Consider the following 24,915-nt stretch of genomic DNA (forward strand, 5'->3'; position numbering starts at 1 on the left):
AGGTTTAAACCCCCTGGACGGGGAGTCTTCAACGCCTCGGTGATCTGAAGCCAGACCTGGCGGCGAATGGATGCGCAACCGTGATGCCGTCAGGAGGGTTCCGTTATCCGAACGCCGGGTAACGGGGGGCGGACACATGACACTTGGGGCGAAAGGTGCCTCGCAACCCATTTACCCGCGTAGATCGGGACATTCCGACCAACGGTGGTACGGGTGTGGGAGCAGGTGCTCCACTGGTTGGACTCCTCCGGACGGACTCCGTCCACCCGGATCATCTCAGTACGCGCCGGGTGCTCCGTAACCGCCTGCCGCCGGAGCCTGCACGGGCGCCGCGTGCGCCTCGCGGTCGTAGAACGGCCGGGCGTTGGCGCGCAGCCACAGCGCCACCGGGTCGTACGCGTCCGACATCGCGACGGTCGACACCGGCAGCCCGTCCGGCACCGCGCCGATGGACTGCTGCATCATCGCCCGCACCGAGTCCACCGCGGGCGGGCTGGTGTCGTACACGTCGAGCCCGATGGCGAGGTACGGCGCCCCGAGCGCGGGCTGCACCCAGGCGCGGCGCAGTGAGCGGACGGCGGTGGTCCGGTGCGCGTTCTGCGTGAGCAGGGCGTAGAACTGCGGGATCTCGATGCCCGGCTCGGACAGCCGCAGCGGGCCGGCGGGCTGCCGCTCCAGACCGGTGGCGATACGGCGCAGATCCAGCCAGGGGATGCCGACACCGCCGCCCGGCGCGTGCGGGTTCAGCCAGAGGCCGAAGTGGTCGGGGTAGAGGGTGCGGGCCACGTCCAGCCCGTCGACGACCTCGTACGACCGGTTCCAGCCGCTGGCCGAGAGCTCCTGGGCGGAGGTCACACAGGGGGCGTAGCCGAAGCCGTCGACCTCCATGTTCCCGTACTGGGCGTCCGGGGAGCCGGCCTGGCCGTGCCAGAGCAGCATCCAGACCTGGCCGGACGACGGCGTCGCGAGGGCGCGCAGGAGCGCCTCGTAGGCGTCGTAACGCCCGGGCGTCACCTGGCGCAGCATGTGCTCGACCTGCCCGGCCGCGGCCGTGCCCGACGCGCTCACCTTCTACCGCCCCTTCGCGACATCCCCGACATACGGGTTTCCCTTCGGCGGGGTGCCGCGTTCGCTTGAACGTCGCACCACCCCGACGAGCCATGAAACCAGCTTAAGTGTCGATCCGGACAGCACCGTTGCGCTCCGCCGGGTTTGGTGTGGAGAGCCCGGGACGCTCCGTGGTGTGTCGACTGCGGGCCGGTGGGGGTCGGCCGCGCGGTTCCCCGCGCCCCTTCCGGGCGCCACCCCTTCCGGGAGGGCTCAGAAGGTGCGGGTGTAGAACGGGTGGACGCGGTGCCGGAGCCAGTCGGCCACCGGGTCCTGGGCCACGTCCAGGAAGACCAGGCTCACCGGGTGGGCCACCGGGGCGCGGCCCAGCGCCCGGCCCAGGGCGTCGAGCGGGAGCGTGCGGGCGGACTCGTCCCAGTGGACCGTCTCGATGCCGACGAACATCACCGTGTCGCCGCCCTCGATGCTCGCCAGGCAGCGCCGGGCGCTCAGCACGGTGCCGGACCCGTCGAACTCCGCCGAGGCCGCGGCCAGGAAGTCCAGCGGGTCGTCCTGCCAGTCGGGCTGGAACAGCCGTACCCGGCCGCCGCTCGCGGGTCCGTCCAGCTCGGTGCGGCCCGTCCGGCACAGCTCGGCGACGGCGGGCGGGGGCAGCGGCACCCCGACCGTGCCGCCCGGGTTGAGCGCGATGCCCACCTGGGGCGGCAGACCGCGCGCGAACTCGACGGCGGGCGCCACGGTGTACGCCAGGTGGTCGCCGACGACCTGGCGGAACTGCTGCTCGGAGGTGAAGACCGGCACGTACGCCTGCCCGCCGAGCTCGATCGTGGGCAGGTCGAGCGGGCCGCTGTGCGGGCCGCCCCCCTCGGGCAGCGGCACCCAGAGGAAACCGCGCCCGGCGGTCTCGACGATGCGGGCGCCCGTCGAGGGTGACGGCGGGAGCCCCAGGGAGGCGGCGAGCACCTCCTCCAACTCGTTGCCGGGCCAGCCCGCATGGGGGTGCGCCTGTGCCGGAATGTCCTGTGCCGGGAAGTCCATCTCCACCGCCTGCTCGTACCGCCGTGTGCGGTTGACGAGGTTAGTCGCCGAAATCGATGCGCCGCAGCACGTCCACCGCGGCCCGGTCGACGAGCACCGCGGAACCGCAGCCGTCGGGCAGCTCGCCCTTCTCCACGGACCGCAGCAGCCGGGCGACCGCGCCGCGGTGCCGCGCGAACGCGTACCGCGAGACGCCGCGGCCGCGCTCGCGCTGGCCGTCCAGCGCCGTGCCGGGGTCGACGTCGAGGAGCAGCAGGTGCAGGGCGGCGCCGCGGCGCCGGGCGTCGCGGGCGAGCCAGCTGCGCACCCAGGCCTGCGTACCGCAGTCGTGCACGACGACGCCCTCGCCGGAGCGCAGGGCCCGGCGCAGGCCCGCGTAGTGCGCGGCGCGCACCAGGGGCCGGTAGACCGCGTACGGCAGGAAGCGGGCCAGGCGGGCGTCCCAGCGGTCGCGGGTGTCCTGGGAGTCGATGCGGCGGCCGGTCACCGCCCGGCGCATCAGGGTCGACTTGCCGCTGCCCGGCAGACCCGTGACCACGACCAGGTCGGCCGCCCCGAACCGCAGACCGTGCGGGCTGTGGCCCGCACGGTCCCGCAGGTCACGGACGACCGGCACCGGGAACGGGCCGCACGCCTCCCTGGCCGGGGCGGGGGGCTGCTTGGGCACCGCGATGCCCGAGCCGGTCGCGTACGCCCTGGTCCTGTTCACCCTGATCGTCCTCCCCATGGGGTCGGGAGACCCATCCCCCGTCGAGTGTAAAGAGAAGGTAATGCGCCGGTCCCCCGATTTCTGTTCTCGTCCTGCCACAGCCCCGTCACAGATCGCCGGGGGCGTGCGTTTTCGAGAGGCGTGCAATGATGTGCCCGCCAACTGCATACCGGCCGCTTGAATCCGCGCGGGAGAGTTCCGGGTACATGTACACGCAGGTGTACGAGTGCCCGGGCGCCGAAGGAGCAAGTCCCTCCCTTGAATCTCTCAGGTCCCCGTTACCGCGCGGGCGAGGCACATCTGAAAAGCGGGCCGTCACCTGTCAGCCAGGCCGCCGGTCCCACCCAAGGTGCAAGTCGGTGACCACCGTGTCCATGGTGGTCACGGCGAACCTCTCAGGTTTCTGATGACAGATGGGGAGGAACGACCTCGCCGTCATGCCTTGGGAGCCCCAGCCGATGAGCAGCAACGCCTCTGTTGAACCGCGCCGCACCGCGCTCGATGCCCTGCACCGCTCGCTCGGCGCGACGATGACCGACTTCGCCGGCTGGGACATGCCCCTGCGGTACGGCTCCGAGCGCGACGAGCACCTCGCCGTCCGTACCCGGGCCGGCCTCTTCGACCTCTCCCACATGGGCGAGATCACCGTGAGCGGACCGCAGGCCGCCGCCCTCCTCGACTTCGCCCTGGTCGGCAACATCGGCGGGGTGAAGACCGGCCGCGCCCGCTACACCATGATCTGCCGGGCCGACGGCGGCATCCTCGACGACCTGATCGTCTACCGCCTCGCCGACACCGAGTACCTGGTCGTGGCGAACGCCTCCAACGCCCAGGTGGTCCTGGACGCCCTCGTGGAGCGCGCCGGGGGCTTCGACGCCGAGGTGCGCGACGACCGCGACGCGTACGCCCTGCTCGCCGTCCAGGGCCCCGAGTCCCCCGGCATCCTGAAGTCCCTGACCGACGCCGACCTGGACGGCCTGAAGTACTACGCCGGCCTGCCCGGCACCGTCGCCGGGGTCCCGGCCCTGATCGCGCGCACCGGCTACACGGGCGAGGACGGCTTCGAGCTGTTCGTGGCCCCGGCCGACGCCGGGAAGCTGTGGCAGGCGCTGACCGAGGCGGGAGCCCCGGCCGGGCTCGCCCCCTGCGGGCTGTCCTGCCGCGACACGCTGCGCCTGGAGGCCGGCATGCCGCTGTACGGGCACGAGCTGACCACCTCGCTCACCCCGTTCGACGCGGGGCTCGGCCGGGTCGTGAAGTTCGAGAAGGACGGCGACTTCGTGGGCCGCCAGGCGCTGTCCGAGGCCGCCGCCCGCGCCGAGTCCGAGCCCCCGCGCGTCCTCGTCGGGCTGGTCGCCGAGGGCCGCCGGGTCCCGCGCGCCGGATACCCCGTCGTCGCCGGCGACCGGGTCGTCGGCGAGGTCACCTCCGGGGCGCCCTCCCCGACGCTCGGCAGGCCGATCGCGATGGCGTACGTCGACGCCGCGCACGGCGCGCCGGGCAGCACCGGGGTCGGCGTCGACATCCGGGGCACCCACGAACCGTACGAGGTCGTGGCGCTGCCGTTCTACAAGCGCCAGAAGTGACACCGGTCCACCGGCGTCAGAAGTGAGCCACCCGGTGACCTGGGGCACATCGCCCGGTCCATCCCGGTCCCACCGCATCAGCACTCCCCGGCGTACAGGAGAATTCAAGCCATGAGCAACCCCCAGCAGCTGCGCTACAGCAAGGAGCACGAGTGGCTGTCGGGCGCCGAGGACGGCGTCTCGACGGTCGGCATCACGGAGCACGCGGCCAACGCGCTCGGCGATGTCGTGTTCGTCCAGCTCCCGGAGGTCGGTGACACGGTGACCGCGGGCGAGACCTGCGGCGAGCTGGAGTCGACCAAGTCCGTGAGCGACCTGTACTCCCCCGTCACCGGTGAGATCACCGAGATCAACCAGGACGTCGTGGACGACCCCGCGCTCGTGAACACCGCCCCCTTCGAGGGCGGCTGGCTGTTCAGGGTGCGGGTGGCGGACGAGCCGGGCGACCTGCTCTCCGCGGACGAGTACACCGAATTCTCCGGCTCCGGCTCCTAAGGACTTGTGACCGATGTCGCTTCTGAACACGCCCCTGCACGAACTCGACCCGGACGTCGCCGCCGCCCTCGACGCCGAGCTGCACCGCCAGCAGTCCACCCTGGAGATGATCGCCTCGGAGAACTTCGCTCCGGTCGCGGTCATGGAGGCCCAGGGCTCGGTCCTCACCAACAAGTACGCCGAGGGCTACCCGGGCCGCCGCTACTACGGCGGCTGCGAGCACGTCGACGTCACCGAGCAGATCGCCATCGACCGGGTCAAGGAGCTGTTCGGCGCCGAGTACGCCAACGTCCAGCCGCACTCGGGCGCCTCCGCCAACCAGGCCGCGCTCTTCGCGCTGGCCCAGCCCGGTGACACCATCCTCGGTCTCGACCTGGCCCACGGCGGCCACCTGACCCACGGGATGCGGCTGAACTTCTCCGGCAAGCAGTTCGACGTGGTCGCCTACCACGTGGACGACGCCGGCCTGGTCGACATGGCCGAGGTCGAGCGGCTGGCCAAGGAGCACCGCCCCAAGGTGATCATCGCGGGCTGGTCGGCGTACCCGCGCCAGCTGGACTTCGCCGAGTTCCGCCGCATCGCGGACGAGGTCGAGGCGTACCTGTGGGTCGACATGGCGCACTTCGCGGGCCTGGTCGCGGCCGGCCTCCACCCGAACCCGGTGGAGTACGCGGACGTGGTCACCTCCACCACCCACAAGACGCTGGGCGGGCCCCGCGGCGGCATCATCCTCGCGAAGAAGGCCTTCGCCAAGAAGCTGAACTCGTCCGTCTTCCCGGGCTTCCAGGGCGGCCCCCTGGAGCACGTGATCGCGGCCAAGGCGGTCTCCTTCAAGGTCGCCGCCACGGAGGAGTTCCGCGAGCGCCAGGCCCGTACCGTCGAGGGCGCGCGGATCCTCGCCGAGCGGCTCACCGCGCCGGACGCCCGCGAGGCCGGGGTGAACGTCCTGTCCGGCGGCACCGACGTGCACCTGCTCCTGGTCGACCTGCGCGACTCCGAGCTGGACGGGCAGCAGGCCGAGGACCGCCTCCACGAGGTCGGCATCACGGTCAACCGCAACGCCGTCCCGAACGACCCCCGGCCGCCGATGGTGACCTCGGGCCTGCGGATCGGCACGCCGGCGCTCGCGACCCGCGGCTTCACGGCCGAGGACTTCACCGAGGTCGCGGACGTCATCGCCGAGACCCTCAAGCCGTCCTACGACGCGACGGCGCTCAAGGCCCGGGTGACCGCCCTGGCCGACAAGCACCCGCTGTACCCCGGTCTGGGCAAGTAGTTCCGTTTCGCGGGGTACCGCGCACACTGGAAGGTGCGCGGTACCCCGTTCCGTTCCACCCCGCTTCACCCTGCTTTGAGGAGTTTCCGTGGCCATCTCGGTCTTCGACCTGTTCTCGATCGGCATCGGCCCGTCCAGCTCCCACACGGTCGGCCCGATGCGCGCGGCACGCATGTTCGCGCACCGCCTGCGCAACGAGGACCTGCTGGCCCCCGTCGTCTCGGTCCGCGCGGAGCTGTACGGCTCCCTGGGCGCGACCGGGCACGGCCACGGGACGCCCAAGGCGGTGCTGCTCGGCCTGGAGGGCGCCTCGCCCCGCACGGTGGACGTCGAGGGCGCCGACGAACGGGTCGAGAAGATCAGGTCGTCGGGCCGCCTCGACCTGCTCGGCGAGCACGAGATCGACTTCTCCTTCGACGACGACCTGGTGCTGCACCGCCGCAGGACGCTGCCGTACCACGCGAACGGCATGACGCTGTGGGCGTACGACGCCTCGGGCGCCGAGCTGCTGTCCAAGACGTACTACTCGGTGGGCGGCGGCTTCGTCGTCGACGAGGACGCGGTGGGCGCGGACCGCATCAAGCTGGACGACACGGTCCTGAAGTACCCCTTCCGCACGGGCGACGAGCTGCTGCGGCTGGCGAAGGAGACGGGCCTGTCCATCTCCGCCCTGATGCTGGAGAACGAGCGGGCCTGGCGCACCGAGGAGGAGATACGCGAGGGGCTCCTCGCCATCTGGCGGGTCATGCAGGCGTGCGTGTCGCGCGGCATGTCCCGCGAGGGCATCCTGCCGGGCGGCCTGCGGGTCCGGCGCCGCGCGGCCATGTCGGCCCGCCAGCTGCGCGCCGAGGGCGACCCGCTGGCCCACGCCATGGAGTGGATCACCCTGTACGCGATGGCGGTGAACGAGGAGAACGCGGCGGGCGGCCGCGTCGTGACGGCCCCCACCAACGGCGCCGCGGGCATCATCCCGTCGGTCCTGCACTACTACGTCAACTTCGTCGCGGGCGCGTCCTCCTCCGCCGAGGAGAAGGAGGACGGGGTCGTACGCTTCCTGCTCGCCGCGGGCGCCATCGGCATGCTCTTCAAGGAGAACGCCTCCATCTCCGGCGCCGAGGTCGGCTGCCAGGGCGAGGTCGGCTCGGCCTGCTCGATGGCGGCGGGCGCGCTGGCGGAGGTGCTCGGCGGATCTCCCGAACAGGTCGAGAACGCCGCCGAGATCGGCATGGAGCACAACCTCGGCCTCACCTGCGACCCGGTCGGCGGCCTCGTCCAGATCCCCTGCATCGAGCGCAACGGCATGGCCGCGGTCAAGGCCGTCACGGCGGCGAAGATGGCCATGCGCGGCGACGGCTCCCACAAGGTGTCCCTCGACAAGGTCATCAAGACGATGAAGGAGACGGGCGCCGACATGTCCGTCAAGTACAAGGAGACGGCGCGGGGCGGGCTCGCGGTGAACATCATCGAGTGCTGACGGCCCGCCCCGGGCCGGGGGCGCGTGCTCCGGCGTGGCCTTCAGGGGGATGTCCCGCGTGAGGGTAGGGCGGGCCAAGTGCGGGAACCTCAAAGGAGATTGCCCCCCACAGGCCCCAGGAAGCGCATCCGTGCTTCCGGCCACCCTGCACCATAGGAGTCGCACATGCTGCGCGGCATCGACGTAAGCGCCTACCAGTCGTCCTCGTACAGCACCGAAGGCCTGTCCTTCGTCTTCGTGAAGGCCACCGAAGGCCGCACCTACGTCAACCCGAAGCTGAGCGCACAGACGAAGCGGGCCAGGGACGCCGGCTGCGTGGTGGGTTTCTACCACTTCCTGTGGCCCGGCAACCTCACGGCCCAGGCCGAGTACTTCCTCGGCAAGGCCCCGGAGAAGGCGGGCGACATCCTCGCCGTCGACTGGGAGACGACGGGCGACGGCACCCACGCGAGCAACGCCGAGAAGGACCGCTTCATCCGCAAGCTCAAGGAACTGCGCCCGGACAACCGGGTCGTCCTCTACTGCAACCGGAACTACTGGCTGAACGTGGACGACACCTCTTACGCGGGTGACGGTCTCTGGATCGCGGACTACGTGACGTCGGGCAAGCCCCGCATCCAGGCCGAGTGGCGCTTCCACCAGTACACGGACGACCCGCTGGACAAGAACGTCGCCGATTTCTCCAGCAAGGCCGCCCTGCGGGAGTGGGCCGGGGACGCCTGAGGCGCCCAAGCGCCCGTCAGGGCCGGTTCCGCGCGAAGGCGCTTCGCCGGTGGACCGGCGAGGTACTCGTCGAGCAGGCCGAAGGTACGAAGCTCGGGCGGGAGAGCTTCGTACCGTGTCCACGGCTGCGCCGCCTGCGTGCGGTCCGGCGCACACGGCACAACGGCCCCGCCGAGATGCCGGCAGCAGGCCGGCGAACCCTCTGGTCACCTGGTAGTGGCCCAGGCGTACACGTGCGGCATTGCACGGCTTGCAGTACGGTCTCGGAGCTCCCGGCGCATTGAGCAGCGAACACTCCGCCGCTCGCTTCACCGTGCCTCGTCCCGTCCCCCGCCCGATCGGTCCAGCTGACATACGATCCGATCAACGAGGCCGCCGAACACGCGTAACGCTCTCGTACAGGAGATTGATCAGTCCGGGGACGAGGGGAGCTGTACAGCATGGGCGGGAGTGTCGCTGCGGTGAGCAGCAACGGGGCGTATTCGTTCAGCAAGCCGAACCGGGAGAGCATCACGCTGCTCGCGGGGCTCGGGGTCGCGGGCGACGTGCATGCCGGGGCCACCGTCAAGCACCGGTTCCGGATGCGGAAGGATCCCTCGCAGCCCAATCTGCGGCAGGTGCACCTCATCCATGAGGAGTTGTTCGACGAGGTCCGGGGAGCCGGGTTCGAGGTCGCGGCCGGGCAGCTCGGGGAGAACGTCACCACGCGGGGCGTCGATCTGCTGGGGCTGCCCACCGGGACGCTGCTGCGGCTCGGCGGCGAGGCCGTGGTCGAGGTGACCGGGCTGCGCAACCCCTGTGCGCAGATCGACGGCTTCCGGAAGGGCCTGATGAAGCAGGTCGTCGGGCGGGGCGAGGACGGGAAGGTCCGGGTCCGGTCCGGGATCATGGGTGTCGTCGTCGCGGGCGGGGTGGTGCGGCCCGGCGACCCGGTCGAGGTCGAACTGCCGAGCGGGCCGCACCACCCCCTGGAGATCGTCTGAGCGGGGACGGGAACGGGGACGGGGCCGAGGGCGGGGCCGGGAGACCTACGCCGTGAAGTCCGGTGTGCGGTCCGGTGACGCCTCGGCCAGGGCCTTCCTCACTCCTTCGACGCCCTCCTGCAGGCCGTAGACGGGCGTGCCGGGCTGCTGGCGCCAGGAGTCGTCGAGGCCGCCCGCGTCCACCGTGTCGAAGCCCAGGTCCTCGATGAGGGCGCGTACGACCTGCTTGGCGGTCGCGTCGTCGGCCGCCACCGGGAGGGCGATGCGGTCGGGGGCGCCGGCCGGGCGGGGGCGGTCCAGGATGTCCTGGGCGTACGTGCCGTTGAAGGCCTTGACGACGGTGTGACCGAGGTGCTGGGCCGTCCAGCGGGACTCCGTCAGGCCCTCGTCCAGGATCGCGGCGATCCTGCCGTCCCGCTGCGGGTAGTAGTTGCCGGTGTCGATGACGGTCACCCCGTCCGCCGCCTGGTCCAGCAGCCCGGACGGCAGGTCGGGGACCGCCTTCAGGGGGATGGTGACGATGACGAGTTCAGCGTCCCGCGGGGCCTCCTCCACGGTGACGGGGGTGGCGCCGGTCTCCTGCGCCAGCGCGGTGAGAGTCTGCGGGCCGCGGGAGTTGGCGACGCGCACGTCGTGTCCGAGCGCGGTAAGCCGCCGGGTGAGGTTGCCGCCGATGTTGCCTGCTCCGATGATGCCGATCTTCATGTCCGACTCGCCCTTCGAAGGGGGTGGGTGACTCCTGGAGTGCGTACCTGCGGGGAGTACCAACCCCGGGCCGGATCGCGCTATTCCGGACATCGACCGGATGGACCAACCCGGTCCGGACAGGGAGAAGGGGCGCCCCGTGCTGCCGGGGCGCCCCTTTCACCGGCTCACGTCACTTGTTCAGGTGGGCCCAGAACTCGTCGAACGAGAGCAGCTTGTCGCCGTTCAGGTCCTGGGCCTTGATGACGGCCTCGGCCACCGACTCGGTGACGTTCCAGTCCCCGCCCTGGGCCAGGGCCTTCTTGAACTCGGCGGCGGTGATGTAGCCGTCCCCGTCCACGTCGATGCGCTCGAACGCCTTGCGTGCTTCCTCTTTGTCCGCCACCGGACCCGCCCCTTCGTGGTGCTTCACTGACGAGGTCAGATTAACGTTCCGTCCCGGCACGCGACGCGGCGACCACCCGGGGAACGCCCGCGGTCCGCGGGCGTTCCCGGCGGCCGGTTGCCGTCCGGTGGGTGCGGAGGCGCCGCTCAGTGCCAGGGCTCGTAGTGCGGGTTGCTCTCGCAGTCGCTCATGATCTCGGTCTTGGTCTTCTTGTCGACCGGGCAGACGCCGATGATGTACTGGCGCGCGATACCGCCCGGGAAGGCGACCTCGACCTGGTCGGCCCACCGGTGGGTGTCGCCGATGGTCCTGTTGACGTCCACGCCGCCCGGGGCGTCGATGTAGTAGTTGTAGCCGCTCTTCCACCACGTCTTGTAGAGGTCGTGGTCGTAGCTCGTGGAGACGTACGGGGAGGGCTGGTTGACCAGTACGTACTGCTCGATGTCGTACTGGCCGTTCACCACGTCCCTGGGGTGGAAGCCCTGCTCGAAGACGACGGCGGGGCCGCGGGCGTCGCTGCGGTAGAGCGTGCCGCAGCTCGTGCGCCAGACCGGTTCGGGGGTGATGCGGTCGACGTCCACGCGGGGGTCGGCCGCGGCGGGGGCGGGCTCGTAGAACTGGGGGCAGGCGGGGGCGGCCTTCGTGGGAGCAGCGGGCGCGGCCTTCGTGGGAGCGGCGGGGGCCGCGGGGGAGGTCGCGGCGGAGGTGGTGAGGACGGCCGTCAGGGCGAGGGCGACGGCGACGGCTCGTCGGCGCAGGGGAGTTGTGGTCATGCGAGCACGATCTCGGCTCGGTGCGGATGGGGAGCGGACCTTCACTCGTACGGCGGCGTGTCCGGGGGCCGAAGAAGCCTCAGCGGTCCGCCACCCTCATTTCGAACCATGTCGTCTTGCCGCGGGGCAGGAGGTCGACGCCCCAGCGGTCCGAGAGTGTGTCGACCAGGAACAGGCCCCGGCCACTGACGTCCAGGTCCTGCACCGGCATCAGACAGGGAAGCCCCCGCGAGGGATCGCGGACCTCGATCCGGATCCATCCCCGCCGGCGCCGCATCCGGAGCCCGAACACCCGCGCCCCGGTGTGCCGCACGGCGTTGCCGACGAGTTCCGAGACGAGCAGTACCGCGTCCTCGGTCGTCTTCGGTGAGAGATGCCACTGGCGGAGCACCACGACCTGGGTGAGCCGGCGCGCGGTGGCGGCCGACTCCGGACGGGACGGCAGCGGCACCTCCGCCTCGGTGGGGTTGCCGAACAGTTCCAGTGCCTTCAGCGCGTGTTCGTCCTCGACAGCAGGCGACCAGCGCGCCGCGGTCGCACTCCCGTGCCGCCGCGGCTGTTCGATACCCTCCAGCCCCGCCATGCCCCCATCATGGCCGCCGAGGCGCTCCCACGGGGCCGTTCCGGAGGAATACGCCCCCCGGAGCCGCCCGTTCCGCACGATTCGAATGGCATATGACAGAGGCATCGCAAGGGCTTGCACACACCGTCCGACCTGCGAGTACGGGCGCGTCGGGGGCAACCGCCCGTGTTTACCGACACACAACCCTTAAGGCTCGCTTAAGGGGCGGCGGGACCGCTCCTTCGAGGGAATCCCGGAAGGCGCGGAGGAGACGTCACGTCAACAGCACGTGCACGGACGGTGAATCCGGGTGATTCAGAGGAACTTCGCCTTGCCGGGGCCCTCGTCGACGAAACTGCGCATCCCCCGCTCCCGGTCCTCCGTGGCGAACAGCCCGGCGAACCAGGTGCGTTCGATCGCGAGGCCGGTCTCGAGGTCCGTCTCCAGGCCCGCGTCGACCGACTCCTTGGCGGCGCGCAGCGCGAGCGCCGGCCCCAGCGCGAGCTTGGCGGCCCATGCCCGCGCCTCGGTGTACACGTCGGCGGCCGGGACGACGCGGTCCACCAGGCCGAGCGTCAGCGCCTCGTCGGCCCTGACCATGCGGCCGGTGAAGATGAGGTCCTTCGCCCGGGAGGGGCCGACGAGCCGGGACAGGCGCTGGGTGCCGCCCGCGCCGGGGATCAGACCGAGCAGGATCTCCGGCTGGCCGAGCTTGGCGTTGTCCGCGGCGATCCTGAAGTCCGCGCAGAGCGCCAGCTCGCAGCCGCCGCCCAGGGCGTAGCCCGTGACCGCGGCGACGACGGGTTTCGGGATGCGGGCCACGGCCGTGAAGGAGTCCTGCAGGGCCCGGGAGCGTACGACCATCGCCGCATGGTCCATGGCCTGCATCTCCTTGATGTCCGCACCCGCCGCGAACACCTTCTCGCCGCCGTAGAGGATCACGGCGCGCACGTCCTCGCGGCGCGTGGCCTCCTCGGCGAGTTCCCTGAGCCGGTCCTGTGTGGCCACGTCCAGCGCGTTCATGGGCGGACGGTCGAGGCGGATCGTGCCGACGCCCTCGGCGACTTCGAGATGCACAGTCATGAGGGCAGGTTAACGGGGGCTAACGGGAACGGCCCCGGTGTGCTCCGTCACAGCGGAGCGCACCGGGGCCGTACGGTCGCGGGCCGGGGGCGCGGGAGCCGCGGTCAACGGCGTCCCGGTCCCCGCGGGATCAGGCCGTCCACTTCTCCCACGACATGTTCCAGCCGTTGAGCCCGTTGTCCGGGGCCACGGTCCGGTCGTCGGAGTTCTTGACGATCACCACGTCGCCCACGATCGAGCGGTCGAAGAACCAGGCGGCCGGGGCGCTGCGGTCACCGCCGCCGCGCTGGTCGCGCAGGCCGATGCAGCCGTGGCTGGCGTTGCGGTTGCCGAAGGCGTCGCCGCCCCAGTAGTTGCCGTGGAGGAAGGTGCCCGACGTGGTCAGGCGCATCGCGTCCGGCACGTCCTTGATGTCGTACTCGCCGCCGTAGCCGACCGTCTCGCCGTTCATACGGGTCACCCGCAGGCGCTCGCTGATGACCATCTGGCCGTTCCAGGTCTCGTAACCGACCGCGCCCGTCGTGACCGGGATGGTCTTCAGGACCTTGCCGTCCCGCCTGACCGTCATCTTCTTCGTCTTGGCGTCGACGGTGGAGACCTGGCTGCGGCCTATGGTGAACTCGACCTTCTTGGCCTGCTCGCCGTAGACGCCCGGCCGGCCCTCGACGCCGTCGAGGTCCAGGGTGACGGTGACCTTCGTACCGGACTTCCAGTACTCCTCGGGGCGGAAGTCGAGGCGGTCGTTGCCGAACCAGTGGCCCCGGACGTCGACCGCGGGCTCGGTCTTGATCTTTATGGCCTTCTCGACGTCCTCCGGGTGGGTGATGCCCCGGGTGAAGCGCACCGAGAAGGGCATGCCGACGCCGACCTTGGAGCCGTCCTCCGGCGTGAAGATGCCGACGAAGGTGTTCTTCGGGGTCAGCGTGGTGAACGCGGACTCCTCGGCGGCCTCACGCCCCGCGGAGTCCTTCGCCACCGCGTGGACCTTGTACTTGGTGGACGCGGCGAGGTGGGTGGCGGGCGTCCAGCTCGCACCCCCGTCGGTGATCTTCCCCTCGACCGGGTCGCCCTTGGTGTCCTCGACCGTGACCTCGGTCAGCTTGCCCTTCGCGGCCGTCACCTTCAGCGCGCCGCTGGTCTTCACGGCGCCCGCGCCGTCCTTCGGCGCTATGGTCACGACGGCCTGTGAGACCTTGGTGTCGGCCTGGCCCGAATCCTTCTCTCCGCCCTTGCCGGACCCGGCGTCCGAGTCCCCTCCTCCGCCGCACGCGGTCACCAGGAGCAGCAGCAGGCCCAGCACGAGTGCCAGGGCCCCCTTGCCGCTCCGTGTCCGCGCGCCAACCGACGCCCCCGATATCGGTCGCCCGTCCACGTTCTTTCTCCCCTCGCACGGCCTCTGGTCAGGCCCGTACTACGGCGCGTCCCGCGCACGCATCGCGCCAATTAATCACACTGCCAGGAGAGATGGTCTCCCTGGGATGTCACCGTTCCGTTCCAACTGACGGGAGCCGGCAGCGCGACCGGGGCCTTTCCTGTGCGTACCCCTATGTCGGCCTACTTCACCGCGGAACCCCTTTTCCACGCCTTCCAGGTCATGTTCCACCCCCCGAGGCCGTTGTCGGGAGCGACCTTCCTGTCCTTGCTGCGGACGACCTCGACGACGTCACCGACGAGGCTGCGGTCGAAGAACCAGCCCGCCGGGGTCGCGGAACTGCCGCCCTTCACATCGCGCAGTCCGACGCAGCCGTGGCTGACGTTGGCCGTCCCGAACACGTCCTTCGCCCAGTAGTTGCCGTGCAGGAAGGTCCCCGAGGCGGTGAGGCGCATCGCGTGCGGGACGTCCGGGATGTCGTACTCGCCCTTGCCGTCGGACCGTTTGAAGCCGACGGTCGCCCCGTTCATCCGGGTCGTCTCGAGCATCTCGGTGACCACCATCTTCCCGTTGTACGTCGTGTTCCCGGGGGCGCCCGCGGTGATCGGCACGGTGGACAGGAGCTCTCCGTCGCGGTGCACCCGCATGGTGTGGGCGGCGGCGTCGACGAGGCTGGTCTGGCTGCGGCCGACCGTGAAGGAGAAGGTCCTGTGCTGCAGCCCGTACACGCCGGGGGACGCCTCGACGTCGCGCAGCCGCAGGGCGACGGTGACCTTCGTGCCGGGCTTCCAGTACGTCCGGGGGCGCAGGTCCAGACGGTCGTCGCCGAACCAGTGCGGGGCGATCTCCGTCCTCGGTACGGAGGTGACGCGGACGGCGCGTTCGACGGCCGCGCGGTGCTCGATCGGGCGGTTGAACTCCAGCGACACGATCATGCCGGTGCCGACCGTCGAGCGGTTCTCCGGGGTGACGTATCCGATGAAGCGCTCGTCGGGGACGTACGTCGTGAAGGTCGTGTGCCGTGCCACGCGCCTGCCGTGGGCGTCGAGCGCGACCGCGTCCACCGTGTACCTGGCGGCCGTCGCGAGCGCGGGGGCGTCGGGCCGCCAGGTCGTGCCGTCCTCGCCGATCCGGCCGGGGACCGGGAACTCCTGCGCGTCCTGGGACCTCACGACCTTCACGGACTCCAGGCGCCCGGCCGGCACCCGCACCTTCAGCCCTTCCCCGGGGCGTACCGCCCTGCTGCCGTCGTCGGGCGAGACCCGGATCGCCTCCTCGGGCGCGCGGGGCTTGCCGAGCATCTCGTCCACCCCGTGCGAGGTGCATCCCGCGGCCGAGGCCAGCAGGCCGGTCCAGGTCAGTACGGCGGCCAGCGCGGCCCCTGCGCGCCACGTGCGCGTCTGTGCGTGCATCACGTGGGGCCCAACGACGCAGCTGCCCCGGGGAAGTGGGCGCGCCCGGCGCGCCCCGCCCGTTCGGCCCCCGCCTCGGGAAACGTGAGTGCGGGCCCCGCTCTGGGCAGAACAGTGGGGAGGACGACACGACATGGGGCCGCGGCCGGGACGCCGCGGTCCTCTCGTGCCGCTCCGACCGAGCCGCGGGAGGGCCAGACGTGTCGAGCGCAGCCGAGCAGGAGGCAGTGCAGGAGGGGCGTGCGCCCCGGGGCGCGCTGCCCACGCAGCCCGCCCCCGTGCTGAACGGCGCGGCGCGCACGGCGCCCGCCGTCGCCGTCTGGCCGGGTGCGCCGACCCCGCTCGGGGCGCGCTTCCGGACGGGTCCCGACGGTGTCTCGGGCACCAACTTCGCGCTCTGGGCGGGCGGCGCCGAGGCGGTCGAGCTCTGCCTCTTCGGCACGCCCGGCGACACGGCCTCCCGGGAGGGCGGGGGCGCCGAGATCCGGGTGCCGCTGACCGAGCTGACCCATGGGATCTGGCACGGCTTCGTGCCCGGGGTACGGCCCGGGCAGCGGTACGGCTTCCGGGTGCACGGCCGCTGGGACCCGTGGACCGGCGCCCGCTGGAATCCGGCCAAGCTGCTCCTCGACCCGTACGCGCGTGCCGTGGACGGCGCCGGGCAGGACGAGTTCGGCGCCCTGCCGCCACAGGTGTACGGGCATGTGCGCGACTGGCCGCAGCAGCACGTCGCGGACACCGTGCGCGACGACCGGGACTCCGCGCCGTACGTCCCCAAGGGCGTCGTCGTCCACGACGACACGCCCGACGACGAGTGGACCGACGACCGCCGCCCCAAGACGCCGTGGGCGGACTCCGTCATCTACGAGCTGCACGTGAAGGGTTTCACCAAGCTGCACCCGGGGATCCCGCCCGAGCTGCGGGGCACGTACGCCGGGCTGGCGCACCCGGCGGCGATCGAGCACCTGACGGCGCTCGGGGTGACGGCCGTCGAGCTGCTGCCGGTGCACCAGTTCGCGCACGAGGACCACCTGCTGCGCCGGGGCATGAAGAACTACTGGGGCTACAACTCGATCGGCTACTTCGCCCCGCACGCGGCGTACGCGGCCTCCGGGACGGGCGGCCGGCAGGTCGGCGAGTTCAAGCGCATGGTGCGCGCCCTGCACGCCGCCGGCATCGAGGTCATCCTCGACGTGGTGTACAACCACACGGCCGAGGCGAGCGAGCTGGGCCCGACCCTGTCGCTGCGCGGGATCGACAACCGCGGCTACTACCGGCTGCAGAACGACGCCCGGCGGTACGCGGACTACACGGGCTGCGGCAACACCCTGCACGTGGTGCAGCCGCACGTGCTGCGGCTGATCACGGACTCGCTGCGCTACTGGGTGACGGAGATGGGCGTCGACGGCTTCCGCTTCGACCTGGCGGCCGCGCTGGCCCGGTCCATGCACGACGTCGACATGCTGTCCCCCTTCCTCGCCGTCATCGCGCAGGACCCGGTGCTGCGCCGGGTGAAGCTGATCGCCGAGCCGTGGGACGTCGGCTCCGGCGGTTACCAGGTGGGCGCCTTCCCGCCGCTGTGGACGGAGTGGAACGACCGCTACCGCGATGCCGTACGGGACTACTGGCGGGGCGCGCTGCCGGACGTGCGGGACCTCGGCTACCGGCTGTCGGGGTCGAGCGACCTGTACGCGTGGGGCGGGCGGCGGCCGTACGCCTCGGTGAACTTCGTGACGGCCCACGACGGTTTCACCCTGCGGGACCTGGTGTCGTACGAGCGCAAGCACAACGAGGCCAACGGCGAGGGCAACCGGGACGGCACCGAGGACAACCGGGCGTGGAACTGCGGGGTGGAGGGCGAGACCGAGGACGAACGGGTACGCGGTCTGCGCCGCCGCCAGCTGCGCAACCTGCTGACCACCCTGCTGCTCTCCACGGGCGTCCCGATGCTGGTCGCGGGCGACGAACTCGGGCGGACCCAGGGCGGCAACAACAACGCCTACTGCCAGGACAACGAGATCAGCTGGCTCGACTGGAGCCTGCTCGACGACCCCGGCTGGCGGTCGCTGTTCGACCTGACGTCCAGACTGATCGCGCTGCGCCACGCCCATCCCGTGCTGCGGCGGCGGGCCTTCTTCTCCGGGCGGGCCCATTCGGCGGACGGGCTGCGGGACCTGGCATGGTTCACCGCGCGCGGCACCGAGATGACCGAGCAGGACTGGTACGCGCCCGCCGGCACGCTGGGCATGTTCCTGTCCGGCCGCGACATCCCCGGGCGGGACGCCCGCGGCGTCCCCGTGACGGACGACAGCTTCCTGGCGGTCCTGCACGCGGGCGACGGCCCCACCGGCTTCGCCCTGCCCGGCCCGCCGTGGGCCGGGTCGTACGAGGTGGTCGTCGACACGTCGCAGGAGGACCAGTCGGCGGAGCCCGGACCGGTGCACCGGGCGGGCACGACCGTCACGGTCCCGCCCCGTTCGGTCCTGCTGCTCCGGGTGGTCCCGTAGGGCGCGACCGCGCCCGTCGGGGGCGCGGGGAACTGCGCGACAAGCCCCCACCGGCGGACGGCCGGCCTCCCGTGCGCGGGCCCCGGCAGCACGCAGGCTCCGGGAACGCGCACGGCCCGGGAACGCGCACGGTCCGGGAACGCGCACGGTCCGGGAACGCGCACGGTCCGGGAACGCGCACGGTCCGGTTCCGTCGCTGGTCCTACGACCAGCGACGGAACCGGACCGGCCCAAAACCCCTTGGGCACTGTCGGTGCCGAAACGTAGGCTCATGGTCGATGCCCACTACACCCGCCCCCGCCGAGGAAGCCGCCGGGACTGAACCCGCCGCGCACCGCTCCGCCGTACGCAGCCTGCTGCGCCTGTGGCCGTACGTACGGCCCGTGCGCGCCCGGCTCGGGACCGCCGCCGTGATCGCGGTCGTCGCCTCCTGCACGGGGCTGGTGATCCCGCTGGTCCTGAAGTGGATCGTGGACGGGCCGGTGGCCGACCGGGACACGGGCGGTGTGTGGCTCGGAGCGCTGTACCTCCTGCTGCTCGGTGTCGCCGAAGCGGTGCTGTTCGGGCTGCGGCGGTGGCTGGTGGCCAGACCGCTGGCCGGGGTCGAGGCGACGATGCGGGCGGACCTGTACCGGCACCTGCAGCGGCTGCCCCTCGCGTTCCACGACCGCTGGCCCAGCGGGCAGTTGCTGTCGCGGGGCACGACCGACCTGATGCTGCTGCGGATGTTCCTCGCGTTCCCGCTGACGTTCCTGCTGGTCAACTCGGTGACGATCCTCGTGGGCGTCCTGATCATGCTGGCCCAGGACTGGGCCCTGGGACTCGTGCTGCTCGCGCCCGCGCTGCCGGTGGTGGTCTTCTGCTGGCTCTTCGAGAAGCGGTACTCGCGGGTGGCGCGGCAGGCGCAGGACCAGGTCGGCGACCTGACGACGCTCGTCGAGGAGAGCGTGCTCGGCATCCGGATCATCAAGGGGTTCGGGCGCCACCGCAGTCAGGCCCTCGCCTTCCGGGACCTCTCCCGCACGCTGCGCGGCACGGAGCTCGCCAAGGCGCGGCTGCTCGCCGGCATCTACGCCGCCATCACGACCCTGCCCGAACTCGCCATCGGCGCGGCCCTCGTGCTCGGCACGGTGCAGGTCGCCGACGGCGACCTGTCGGCCGGCACGCTGGTCGCGTTCCTCTCCACGGCCCTCGCCCTGCGCTGGCCAGTGGAGTCGATCGGCTTCCTCCTGGCGATGAGCCAGGAGGCGGCGACGGCGACGGAACGCTACTTCGAGGTGATGGACGCGCCGCCGGAGTCCGGTGCCGGGCGGCCGGCCGGCGCGGCGCCGCGGGCCGCCGCGTCCGCCACGGGCGCCGGTGCCCACGGCCGGGACGGGCTGCGGTTCGAGAACGTCCGGTTCCGGTATCCCGACGCCGAAGCCGGCGGCGTTCCCGTGCTCGACCGTGTCGACCTGCACGTGCGGCACGGCGAGACCATGGCCCTCGTCGGCGGCACGGGTTCCGGCAAGACGACGCTCACCGCGCTCGTGCCCCGGCTGCACGAGATCACGTCCGGGCGGATCACCCTGGACGGCGTCGACATCACCGCGATGCCCAGGGAGGAGCTGCGCACCCTCGTGGCGGTCGCCTTCGAGGAGCCCACTCTCTTCTCCGCCGCCGTGCGCGAGAACGTCCTGATGGGCGCCGCCGGCACCGCGGACGAGGACGACCTGCGCCGCGCCCTGGCCGTGGCGCAGGCGGACTTCGCGCACGCCCTCCCGCAGGGCACGGACACCCAGGTCGGTGAGCAGGGCCTCAGCCTGTCCGGCGGCCAGCGCCAGCGCCTCGCCCTGGCGCGGGCGGTCGTCGGCAGCCCCCGCTTCCTCGTCCTGGACGACCCGCTCTCCGCCCTGGACGTCCACACGGAGGCCCTCGTCGAGGCGGCCCTGCGCCGCGTCCTCGCCGGGACGACCGCCCTGGTCGTGGCCCACCGCCCGTCCACGGTCCTGCTCGCCGACCGCGTGGCCCTGCTCTCCGGGGGCCGTGTCACCGCGGTGGGCACGCACCACGAACTGCTGCGGACGAGCGCGGAGTACGCCTGGCTGATGTCGGGAAGGACCCTGACGACCGAGAGGGAGACGCGATGACGGCGCCCACGGCCACCGCGCCGACGGACGACGGCGACAACGGTGGCGGCGATCCCTTCGACCGCGACGCCCTGCCCGCTCCCCCGCATGCCACGGCCACCCTCCTGCGCTCACTGCTCGCCCCCCTGCGGGCCCGCGTCGCCCTCGCCGCGGTCCTCCTCCTGCTCCAGCAGGCGGCGGTGCAGGTGGGCCCACTGCTCGTGGCGTACGCCATCGACCGCGCCGTACCGGCCCTGCGCGCGGACGACCGCGGCCCGCTGATCGCGGTGGCCGCCGCGTACGCGCTGTGCTCGGTGGCGGCCGGCGGCCTCCAGTACGGCTTCGTCCTCGTCTCCGCCCGTGTCAACCAGGACGTCCTGCTCGACCTGCGCGGCAGGATCTTCCGGCACGCGCAGGCGCTGAGCGTCGACTTCCACGACCGCTACACCTCGGGCCGGCTCATCTCCCGCTCCACGACGGACGTCGAGTCGCTGCGCGAACTGCTCAGCGAGGGCCTGCAGGAACTCATCACCGTCATCCTGTCGTTCGTCTACATCTCGGCGCTGCTGCTCTGGCTGGACCTGGGCCTCGGCGCGGTCGCGGTGGCGTCGTTCGTGCCGCTGTACCTCCTCATCCGGCTCTACCGGCGCCGCGCCGGGCGGATGTTCAGCGTCCGCTCGACCGCGATCGCCGCCGTCATCGTGAAGTTCGCGGAGACGATGAACGGCATCAGGCCGGTCCGCGCCTTCCGCCGCGAGGCCGTCAACGACGCCGCCTTCCACACCCTCAACAGCCGCCACGAACGCAGCAACGGCGACGCCCTCCTGGAGATGGCCCGCTATGTCGTCGGCTCCCGCCTGGTCGCCAACACGGCGGTCGCGGGAATCGTGCTGTGGGGCGCCTACCGGGTCGCCTCGGGTTCGCTGGCGCTGGGTGTGCTGGCCGCCGCGGTGCTGTACCTGCGCCGCCTGTACGACCCGATCGACCGGCTCGGCATGTTCCTCAACTCCTACCAGTCGGCGGCCGCCTCCCTGGAGAAGGTGGCGGGCCTGCTGGCCCAGGTCCCCTCGGTGCCGGAGCCCGCACAGCCGCGCGACCTGCCCCCACTCGCCTCCGAACACCCGGGCCGCGAGGTCGTGTTCGACGACGTCCGCTTCACCTACCGCACCGGCGGCGAGGTGCTGCCGTCCTTCTCGCTGACGATCCCGGCGGGCCAGACCGTCGCCGTGGTCGGCTCCACGGGCGCCGGCAAGTCGACGCTCGCCAAACTCCTGGCCCGCTTCTACGACCCCACGAGCGGCCGGGTCCTCCTCGACGGCGTGGACCTGCGTGAGCTGGCGGTGCCCGAACTGCGGCGCGGGGTCGTGATGGTGACGCAGGAGGCGTTCCTCTTCTCCGGCACGGTCGCCGAGAACATCGCCATCGGCCGCCCGGACGCCTCCCGCGAGGACATCGAGCGGGCCGCGAAGTCCATCGGCGCCCACGATTTCATCAGCGCCCTGCCGGACGGCTACGACACGGACGTACGCAAGAGGGGCGGGCGCATCTCGGCCGGTCAGCGCCAACTGGTGGCGTTCGCGCGGGCCCTGCTCGCCGACCCGGCCGTCCTCATCCTCGACGAGGCCACCAGTTCCCTGGACGTGCCGGGCGAACGCGCCGTCCAGCGGGCCATGGACACGGTCCTGCACGGCCGTACGGCGGTGGTCGTCGCGCACCGCCTGTCGACGGTCGAGATCGCCGACCGGGTCCTCGTCATGGAGCACGGCCGCATCGTGGAGGACGGCAGCCCCGCCCGGCTCGTCGAGGACACGGGCCGCTTCGCGGACCTGCACCGGGCCTGGCAGGACAGCCTCGTGCAGGGGCAGGCCCGGTGACACCGCGGCGCACGCGCGGGGCCGCGTCCGCGGACGGTTCCCGCCCGGACGTCTCGTACGCCGGTCCGGGCGTACCCGACCGCCGTGGCGGCGCCCGGTACCTGGGGTGGCTGGTCACCCGGCAGCCGGGGCGGCCGGCGGCGGGGCGCTGCCGGCCACCGTCCGGATGGTGCTGATGGCGCCGGCGCCGTACCTGCTGTCCCGGGCGGCGGCGGACGGCGCGTACGCGGCGCTCCGGCACTCGTGGCACGGCGAGCGGCCGACACCTTCCTGAACCCGGTCCGTCCCGCCCCCGCCCGCCCCCGCCGCTGTCCGTCCGTCCGCACGACAGCGGATCCGTATACCGAACACGAAATCCCGGACAACGAACCCTTTCCGGCCAAATTCTTGATGCGCACCTGACATGAGAGGCGTTCGCCTGCCACTCTTCCCACAGCCACTCCACAGCAACCCCACAGTTGCCGACGCCGTGGCGTGGTGCCCCCCACGCACGTGGTTCTGCGTTCCGTCTTGTTCTGCCCGGCCGGCTGCCGGCCGTCCGGTCCCCTCTGGCCATGCGGTCCGTGGCCACGCAGAAGGAGTCCGTGTTGAGACGCACCTCCCACAGACAGACCTCGCACTCCACCTCCACCTCCACCCGCCGCAAGGCCACCGCGGGCGCGCTCGTCGCCGTCGCCGCCCTGCTCGCCGCGGCCGTCCAGACGGGCACGGCGACCGCCGACGCCCGGCCCGCCCCGGGCAAGCTCGACAAGGGGTCCCTGGCCGTCAAGCTCTCCCCCGCCCAGCGCGCCGCACTGCTGCGCGACGCCGACTCCGCGAAGACGGACACGGCGGCGGAACTGGGCCTCGGTGCCAAGGAGAAGCTCGTCGTCCGTGACGTGGTCAAGGACGCCGACGGCACGGTCCACACCCGCTACGAGCGCACCTACGCCGGGCTCCCGGTCCTCGGCGGCGACCTGGTGGTCGACACCGCGAAGTCGGGGAGGACGGAAGGCGTGACCCGGGCGGTGAAGGCCCGGCTGGAGGGCCTCACCACCAGCGCCGCCGTGAAACCGGCGACCGCCGAGAAGCAGGCTCTCAGGGCCGCCGCCGCGGAGGGCTCGAAGCGGACGGAGGCGGACGGCGCCCGCAAGGTGATCTGGGCGGCGGGCGGCAAACCGACTCTCGCGTACGAGACGGTCGTCGGCGGGCTCCAGCACGACGGCACCCCGAACGAGCTGCACGTCGTCACGGACGCGGCCACCGGCAAGAAGCTGTACGAGTACCAGGGCGTCGACAACGGCACCGGCAACACCCAGTACAGCGGCTCGGTGACGCTCGGCAGCGCGCAGTCCGGGTCGACGTACAACCTCACGGACACGACCCGCGGCAACCACAGGACGAACAACCTGAACCGCGGCACGTCCGGCACCGGCACGCTCTTCTCCGGCCCGGACGACGTGTGGGGCAACGGCGCCGCCTCGAACACCGAGACGGCCGCCGCGGACGCCCACTACGGGGCCGCGCTGACCTGGGACTACTACAAGAACGTCCAGGGCCGCACCGGTATCCGCGGGGACGGCGTCGGCGCGTACTCCCGCGTCCACTACGGCAACAACTACGTCAACGCCTTCTGGCAGGACTCCTGCTTCTGCATGACGTACGGCGACGGGTCGGGCAACGCCAAGCCGCTGACGTCGATCGACGTGGCCGCGCACGAGATGACGCACGGCGTGACGGCCAACACCGCGGGCCTCAACTACAGCGGCGAGTCGGGCGGCCTGAACGAGGCCACCTCCGACATCTTCGCGGCGGCGGTCGAGTTCTACGCGGCCAACTCCACCGACGTCGGCGACTACCTGGTCGGCGAGAAGATCGACATCAACGGCAACGGCACCCCGCTGCGCTACATGGACAAGCCCAGCAGGGACGGCGCGTCCAAGGACAGCTGGTACTCGGGCATCGGCTCGGTGGACGTGCACTACTCCTCGGGTCCGGCGAACCACTTCTTCTACCTGCTCAGCGAGGGCAGCGGCGCCAAGACCGTGAACGGCGTCGCGTACGACTCGCCGACCTCGGACGGCCTGCCGGTCACCGGCATCGGCCGCGACAAGGCCGCGCTGATCTGGTTCAAGGCGCTCACCACCAAGTTCACGACCACGACCAACTACGCGGCGGCCCGCACCGGCACGCTCGCGGTCGCGGGTGAGCTGTACGGCACCACGAGCGCCGAGTACACGGCCGTGCAGAACGCCTGGGCCGGCATCAACGTCGGCACCCGGCCCGGCGGCGGGGGCGGCGGCACGTCGTTCGAGAGCACGGCCGTGGTGTCGATTCCGGACAACGGGGCCGCTGTCACCTCCTCGATAACAGTTTCCGGCCAGGCCGGAAACGCTCCCTCCAACCTGGTCGTGACGCCGGACATCACCCACACCTGGCGCGGCGACCTGGTCGTCGACCTGGTGGCACCGGACGGTTCGGCCTACCGCCTGAAGTCCTTCAGCTCCTCGGACTCGGCGGACAACGTCACCGGGCCCTACACCGTCAACGCGTCCTCCGAAGTGGCCAACGGAACCTGGCAGTTGAGGGTCCAGGACCAGGCGGCGCAGGACGTCGGCAGGATCAACGGCTGGAAGATCACCTTCCCGCAGGCCTAGGCGGGCGGGCCCGTCACGACCAGGTGCCACCCCGGAAGCCGACTCCCGGGGCGGCACCCTCTTGACCTGGGTTTTACCGCTCCCTTACCTGTGGTTACCGGTCCCATTGCCGGATCTTTGCGGGTGATCGAGTCCGCATTGCGTAC

Annotated in this window: 21 protein-coding genes and 1 riboswitch; of the genes, 11 read left to right on the forward strand and 10 right to left on the reverse strand. The window is 71.7% G+C overall.

The window, feature by feature from the left end:
* Positions 1–276: 276 nt before the first annotated feature.
* The 3 genes from QFZ75_RS12185 to QFZ75_RS12195 form a co-directional block, all read right to left on the reverse strand.
* Positions 277–1,068, reverse strand: a complete 792-nt coding sequence (locus QFZ75_RS12185) for an enhanced serine sensitivity protein SseB C-terminal domain-containing protein (protein WP_307536370.1) — start codon at positions 1,066–1,068, stop codon at positions 277–279.
* A gap of 252 nt (positions 1,069–1,320) precedes the next feature.
* Positions 1,321–2,106 carry an enhanced serine sensitivity protein SseB gene (locus QFZ75_RS12190; RefSeq protein ID WP_307536371.1) on the reverse strand — a complete coding sequence of 262 codons (786 nt, stop codon included), beginning with the start codon at positions 2,104–2,106 and terminating at the stop codon, positions 1,321–1,323.
* A 40-nt stretch (positions 2,107–2,146) separates the two neighbouring features.
* A complete protein-coding gene (locus QFZ75_RS12195; RefSeq protein WP_373465851.1) occupies positions 2,147–2,833 on the reverse strand; it encodes an AAA family ATPase in 687 nt (228 codons plus the stop codon).
* Between the two features lie 160 nt (positions 2,834–2,993).
* Positions 2,994–3,109: riboswitch (glycine riboswitch) on the forward strand.
* Between the two features lie 164 nt (positions 3,110–3,273).
* On the opposite strand from QFZ75_RS12195, the gene gcvT reads away from it, so the two are divergent.
* The 6 genes from gcvT (at position 3,274) to QFZ75_RS12225 (ending at position 9,352) form a co-directional block, all read left to right on the forward strand.
* Positions 3,274–4,401: a glycine cleavage system aminomethyltransferase GcvT gene (gcvT, locus tag QFZ75_RS12200; protein ID WP_307536373.1), complete on the forward strand. Its 1,128-nt coding sequence runs from the start codon at positions 3,274–3,276 to the stop codon at positions 4,399–4,401.
* A gap of 111 nt (positions 4,402–4,512) precedes the next feature.
* Entirely contained in the window at positions 4,513–4,896 is a 384-nt protein-coding gene (gene gcvH, locus QFZ75_RS12205; protein WP_307536375.1) for a glycine cleavage system protein GcvH, read from the forward strand.
* A gap of 13 nt (positions 4,897–4,909) precedes the next feature.
* The gene (glyA, locus tag QFZ75_RS12210) at positions 4,910–6,172 is read left to right on the forward strand and encodes a serine hydroxymethyltransferase (protein WP_307536377.1); all 1,263 of its coding nucleotides are present in this window, start codon (positions 4,910–4,912) and stop codon (positions 6,170–6,172) included.
* Between the two features lie 88 nt (positions 6,173–6,260).
* Positions 6,261–7,646, forward strand: coding sequence for an L-serine ammonia-lyase (locus QFZ75_RS12215; RefSeq protein WP_307536379.1), 1,386 nt, complete (start codon positions 6,261–6,263; stop codon positions 7,644–7,646).
* A gap of 165 nt (positions 7,647–7,811) precedes the next feature.
* Positions 7,812–8,369 (forward strand): glycoside hydrolase family 25 protein, encoded by a 558-nt coding sequence (locus tag QFZ75_RS12220; protein WP_307536382.1) that lies wholly within the window; start codon positions 7,812–7,814, stop codon positions 8,367–8,369.
* A 440-nt stretch (positions 8,370–8,809) separates the two neighbouring features.
* Complete coding sequence (locus QFZ75_RS12225) at positions 8,810–9,352, forward strand: MOSC domain-containing protein (protein ID WP_307536383.1); 543 nt, start codon at positions 8,810–8,812, stop codon at positions 9,350–9,352.
* 45 nt (positions 9,353–9,397) lie between these two features.
* On the opposite strand, the gene QFZ75_RS12230 is transcribed toward QFZ75_RS12225, so the two are convergent.
* From QFZ75_RS12230 to QFZ75_RS12260, 7 genes are all read right to left on the reverse strand, one after another.
* A complete protein-coding gene (locus tag QFZ75_RS12230) occupies positions 9,398–10,150 on the reverse strand; it encodes an NADPH-dependent F420 reductase (RefSeq protein ID WP_307536385.1) in 753 nt (250 codons plus the stop codon).
* A 79-nt stretch (positions 10,151–10,229) separates the two neighbouring features.
* Entirely contained in the window at positions 10,230–10,442 is a 213-nt protein-coding gene (locus QFZ75_RS12235; RefSeq protein WP_307536387.1) for an EF-hand domain-containing protein, read from the reverse strand.
* 146 nt (positions 10,443–10,588) lie between these two features.
* Positions 10,589–11,215: an ADP-ribosyltransferase gene (locus tag QFZ75_RS12240; protein WP_307536388.1), complete on the reverse strand. Its 627-nt coding sequence runs from the start codon at positions 11,213–11,215 to the stop codon at positions 10,589–10,591.
* Between the two features lie 79 nt (positions 11,216–11,294).
* The gene (locus tag QFZ75_RS12245) at positions 11,295–11,798 is read right to left on the reverse strand and encodes an ATP-binding protein (RefSeq protein WP_307536390.1); all 504 of its coding nucleotides are present in this window, start codon (positions 11,796–11,798) and stop codon (positions 11,295–11,297) included.
* Positions 11,799–12,092: 294 nt separating this feature from the next.
* Positions 12,093–12,860 carry an enoyl-CoA hydratase/isomerase family protein gene (locus QFZ75_RS12250; protein ID WP_307536392.1) on the reverse strand — a complete coding sequence of 256 codons (768 nt, stop codon included), beginning with the start codon at positions 12,858–12,860 and terminating at the stop codon, positions 12,093–12,095.
* A gap of 130 nt (positions 12,861–12,990) precedes the next feature.
* A complete protein-coding gene (locus QFZ75_RS12255) occupies positions 12,991–14,232 on the reverse strand; it encodes an Ig-like domain-containing protein (protein ID WP_307536394.1) in 1,242 nt (413 codons plus the stop codon).
* Positions 14,233–14,414: 182 nt separating this feature from the next.
* On the reverse strand, positions 14,415–15,647 hold the full coding sequence (locus QFZ75_RS12260; RefSeq protein WP_307536396.1) for an Ig-like domain-containing protein: 1,233 nt from the start codon (positions 15,645–15,647) through the stop codon (positions 14,415–14,417).
* A 197-nt stretch (positions 15,648–15,844) separates the two neighbouring features.
* On the opposite strand from QFZ75_RS12260, the gene glgX reads away from it, so the two are divergent.
* From glgX to QFZ75_RS12285, 5 genes are all read left to right on the forward strand, one after another.
* A complete protein-coding gene (gene glgX, locus QFZ75_RS12265) occupies positions 15,845–18,151 on the forward strand; it encodes a glycogen debranching protein GlgX (RefSeq protein ID WP_307536398.1) in 2,307 nt (768 codons plus the stop codon).
* 278 nt (positions 18,152–18,429) lie between these two features.
* The gene (locus QFZ75_RS12270) at positions 18,430–20,280 is read left to right on the forward strand and encodes an ABC transporter ATP-binding protein (RefSeq protein ID WP_307536401.1); all 1,851 of its coding nucleotides are present in this window, start codon (positions 18,430–18,432) and stop codon (positions 20,278–20,280) included.
* Positions 20,277–22,133, forward strand: a complete 1,857-nt coding sequence (locus tag QFZ75_RS12275) for an ABC transporter ATP-binding protein (protein ID WP_307536403.1) — start codon at positions 20,277–20,279, stop codon at positions 22,131–22,133. Before QFZ75_RS12270 ends, QFZ75_RS12275 begins: the two co-directional genes overlap by 4 nt.
* A gap of 106 nt (positions 22,134–22,239) precedes the next feature.
* Positions 22,240–22,407 carry a hypothetical protein gene (locus QFZ75_RS12280; RefSeq protein ID WP_307536404.1) on the forward strand — a complete coding sequence of 56 codons (168 nt, stop codon included), beginning with the start codon at positions 22,240–22,242 and terminating at the stop codon, positions 22,405–22,407.
* A gap of 280 nt (positions 22,408–22,687) precedes the next feature.
* A complete protein-coding gene (locus tag QFZ75_RS12285; RefSeq protein ID WP_373465852.1) occupies positions 22,688–24,769 on the forward strand; it encodes a M4 family metallopeptidase in 2,082 nt (693 codons plus the stop codon).
* The last annotated feature ends 146 nt before the right edge of the window (positions 24,770–24,915 follow it).

The sequence above is a fragment of the Streptomyces sp. V3I8 genome, assembly GCF_030817535.1.
Classification (GTDB): Bacteria; Actinomycetota; Actinomycetes; order Streptomycetales; family Streptomycetaceae; genus Streptomyces.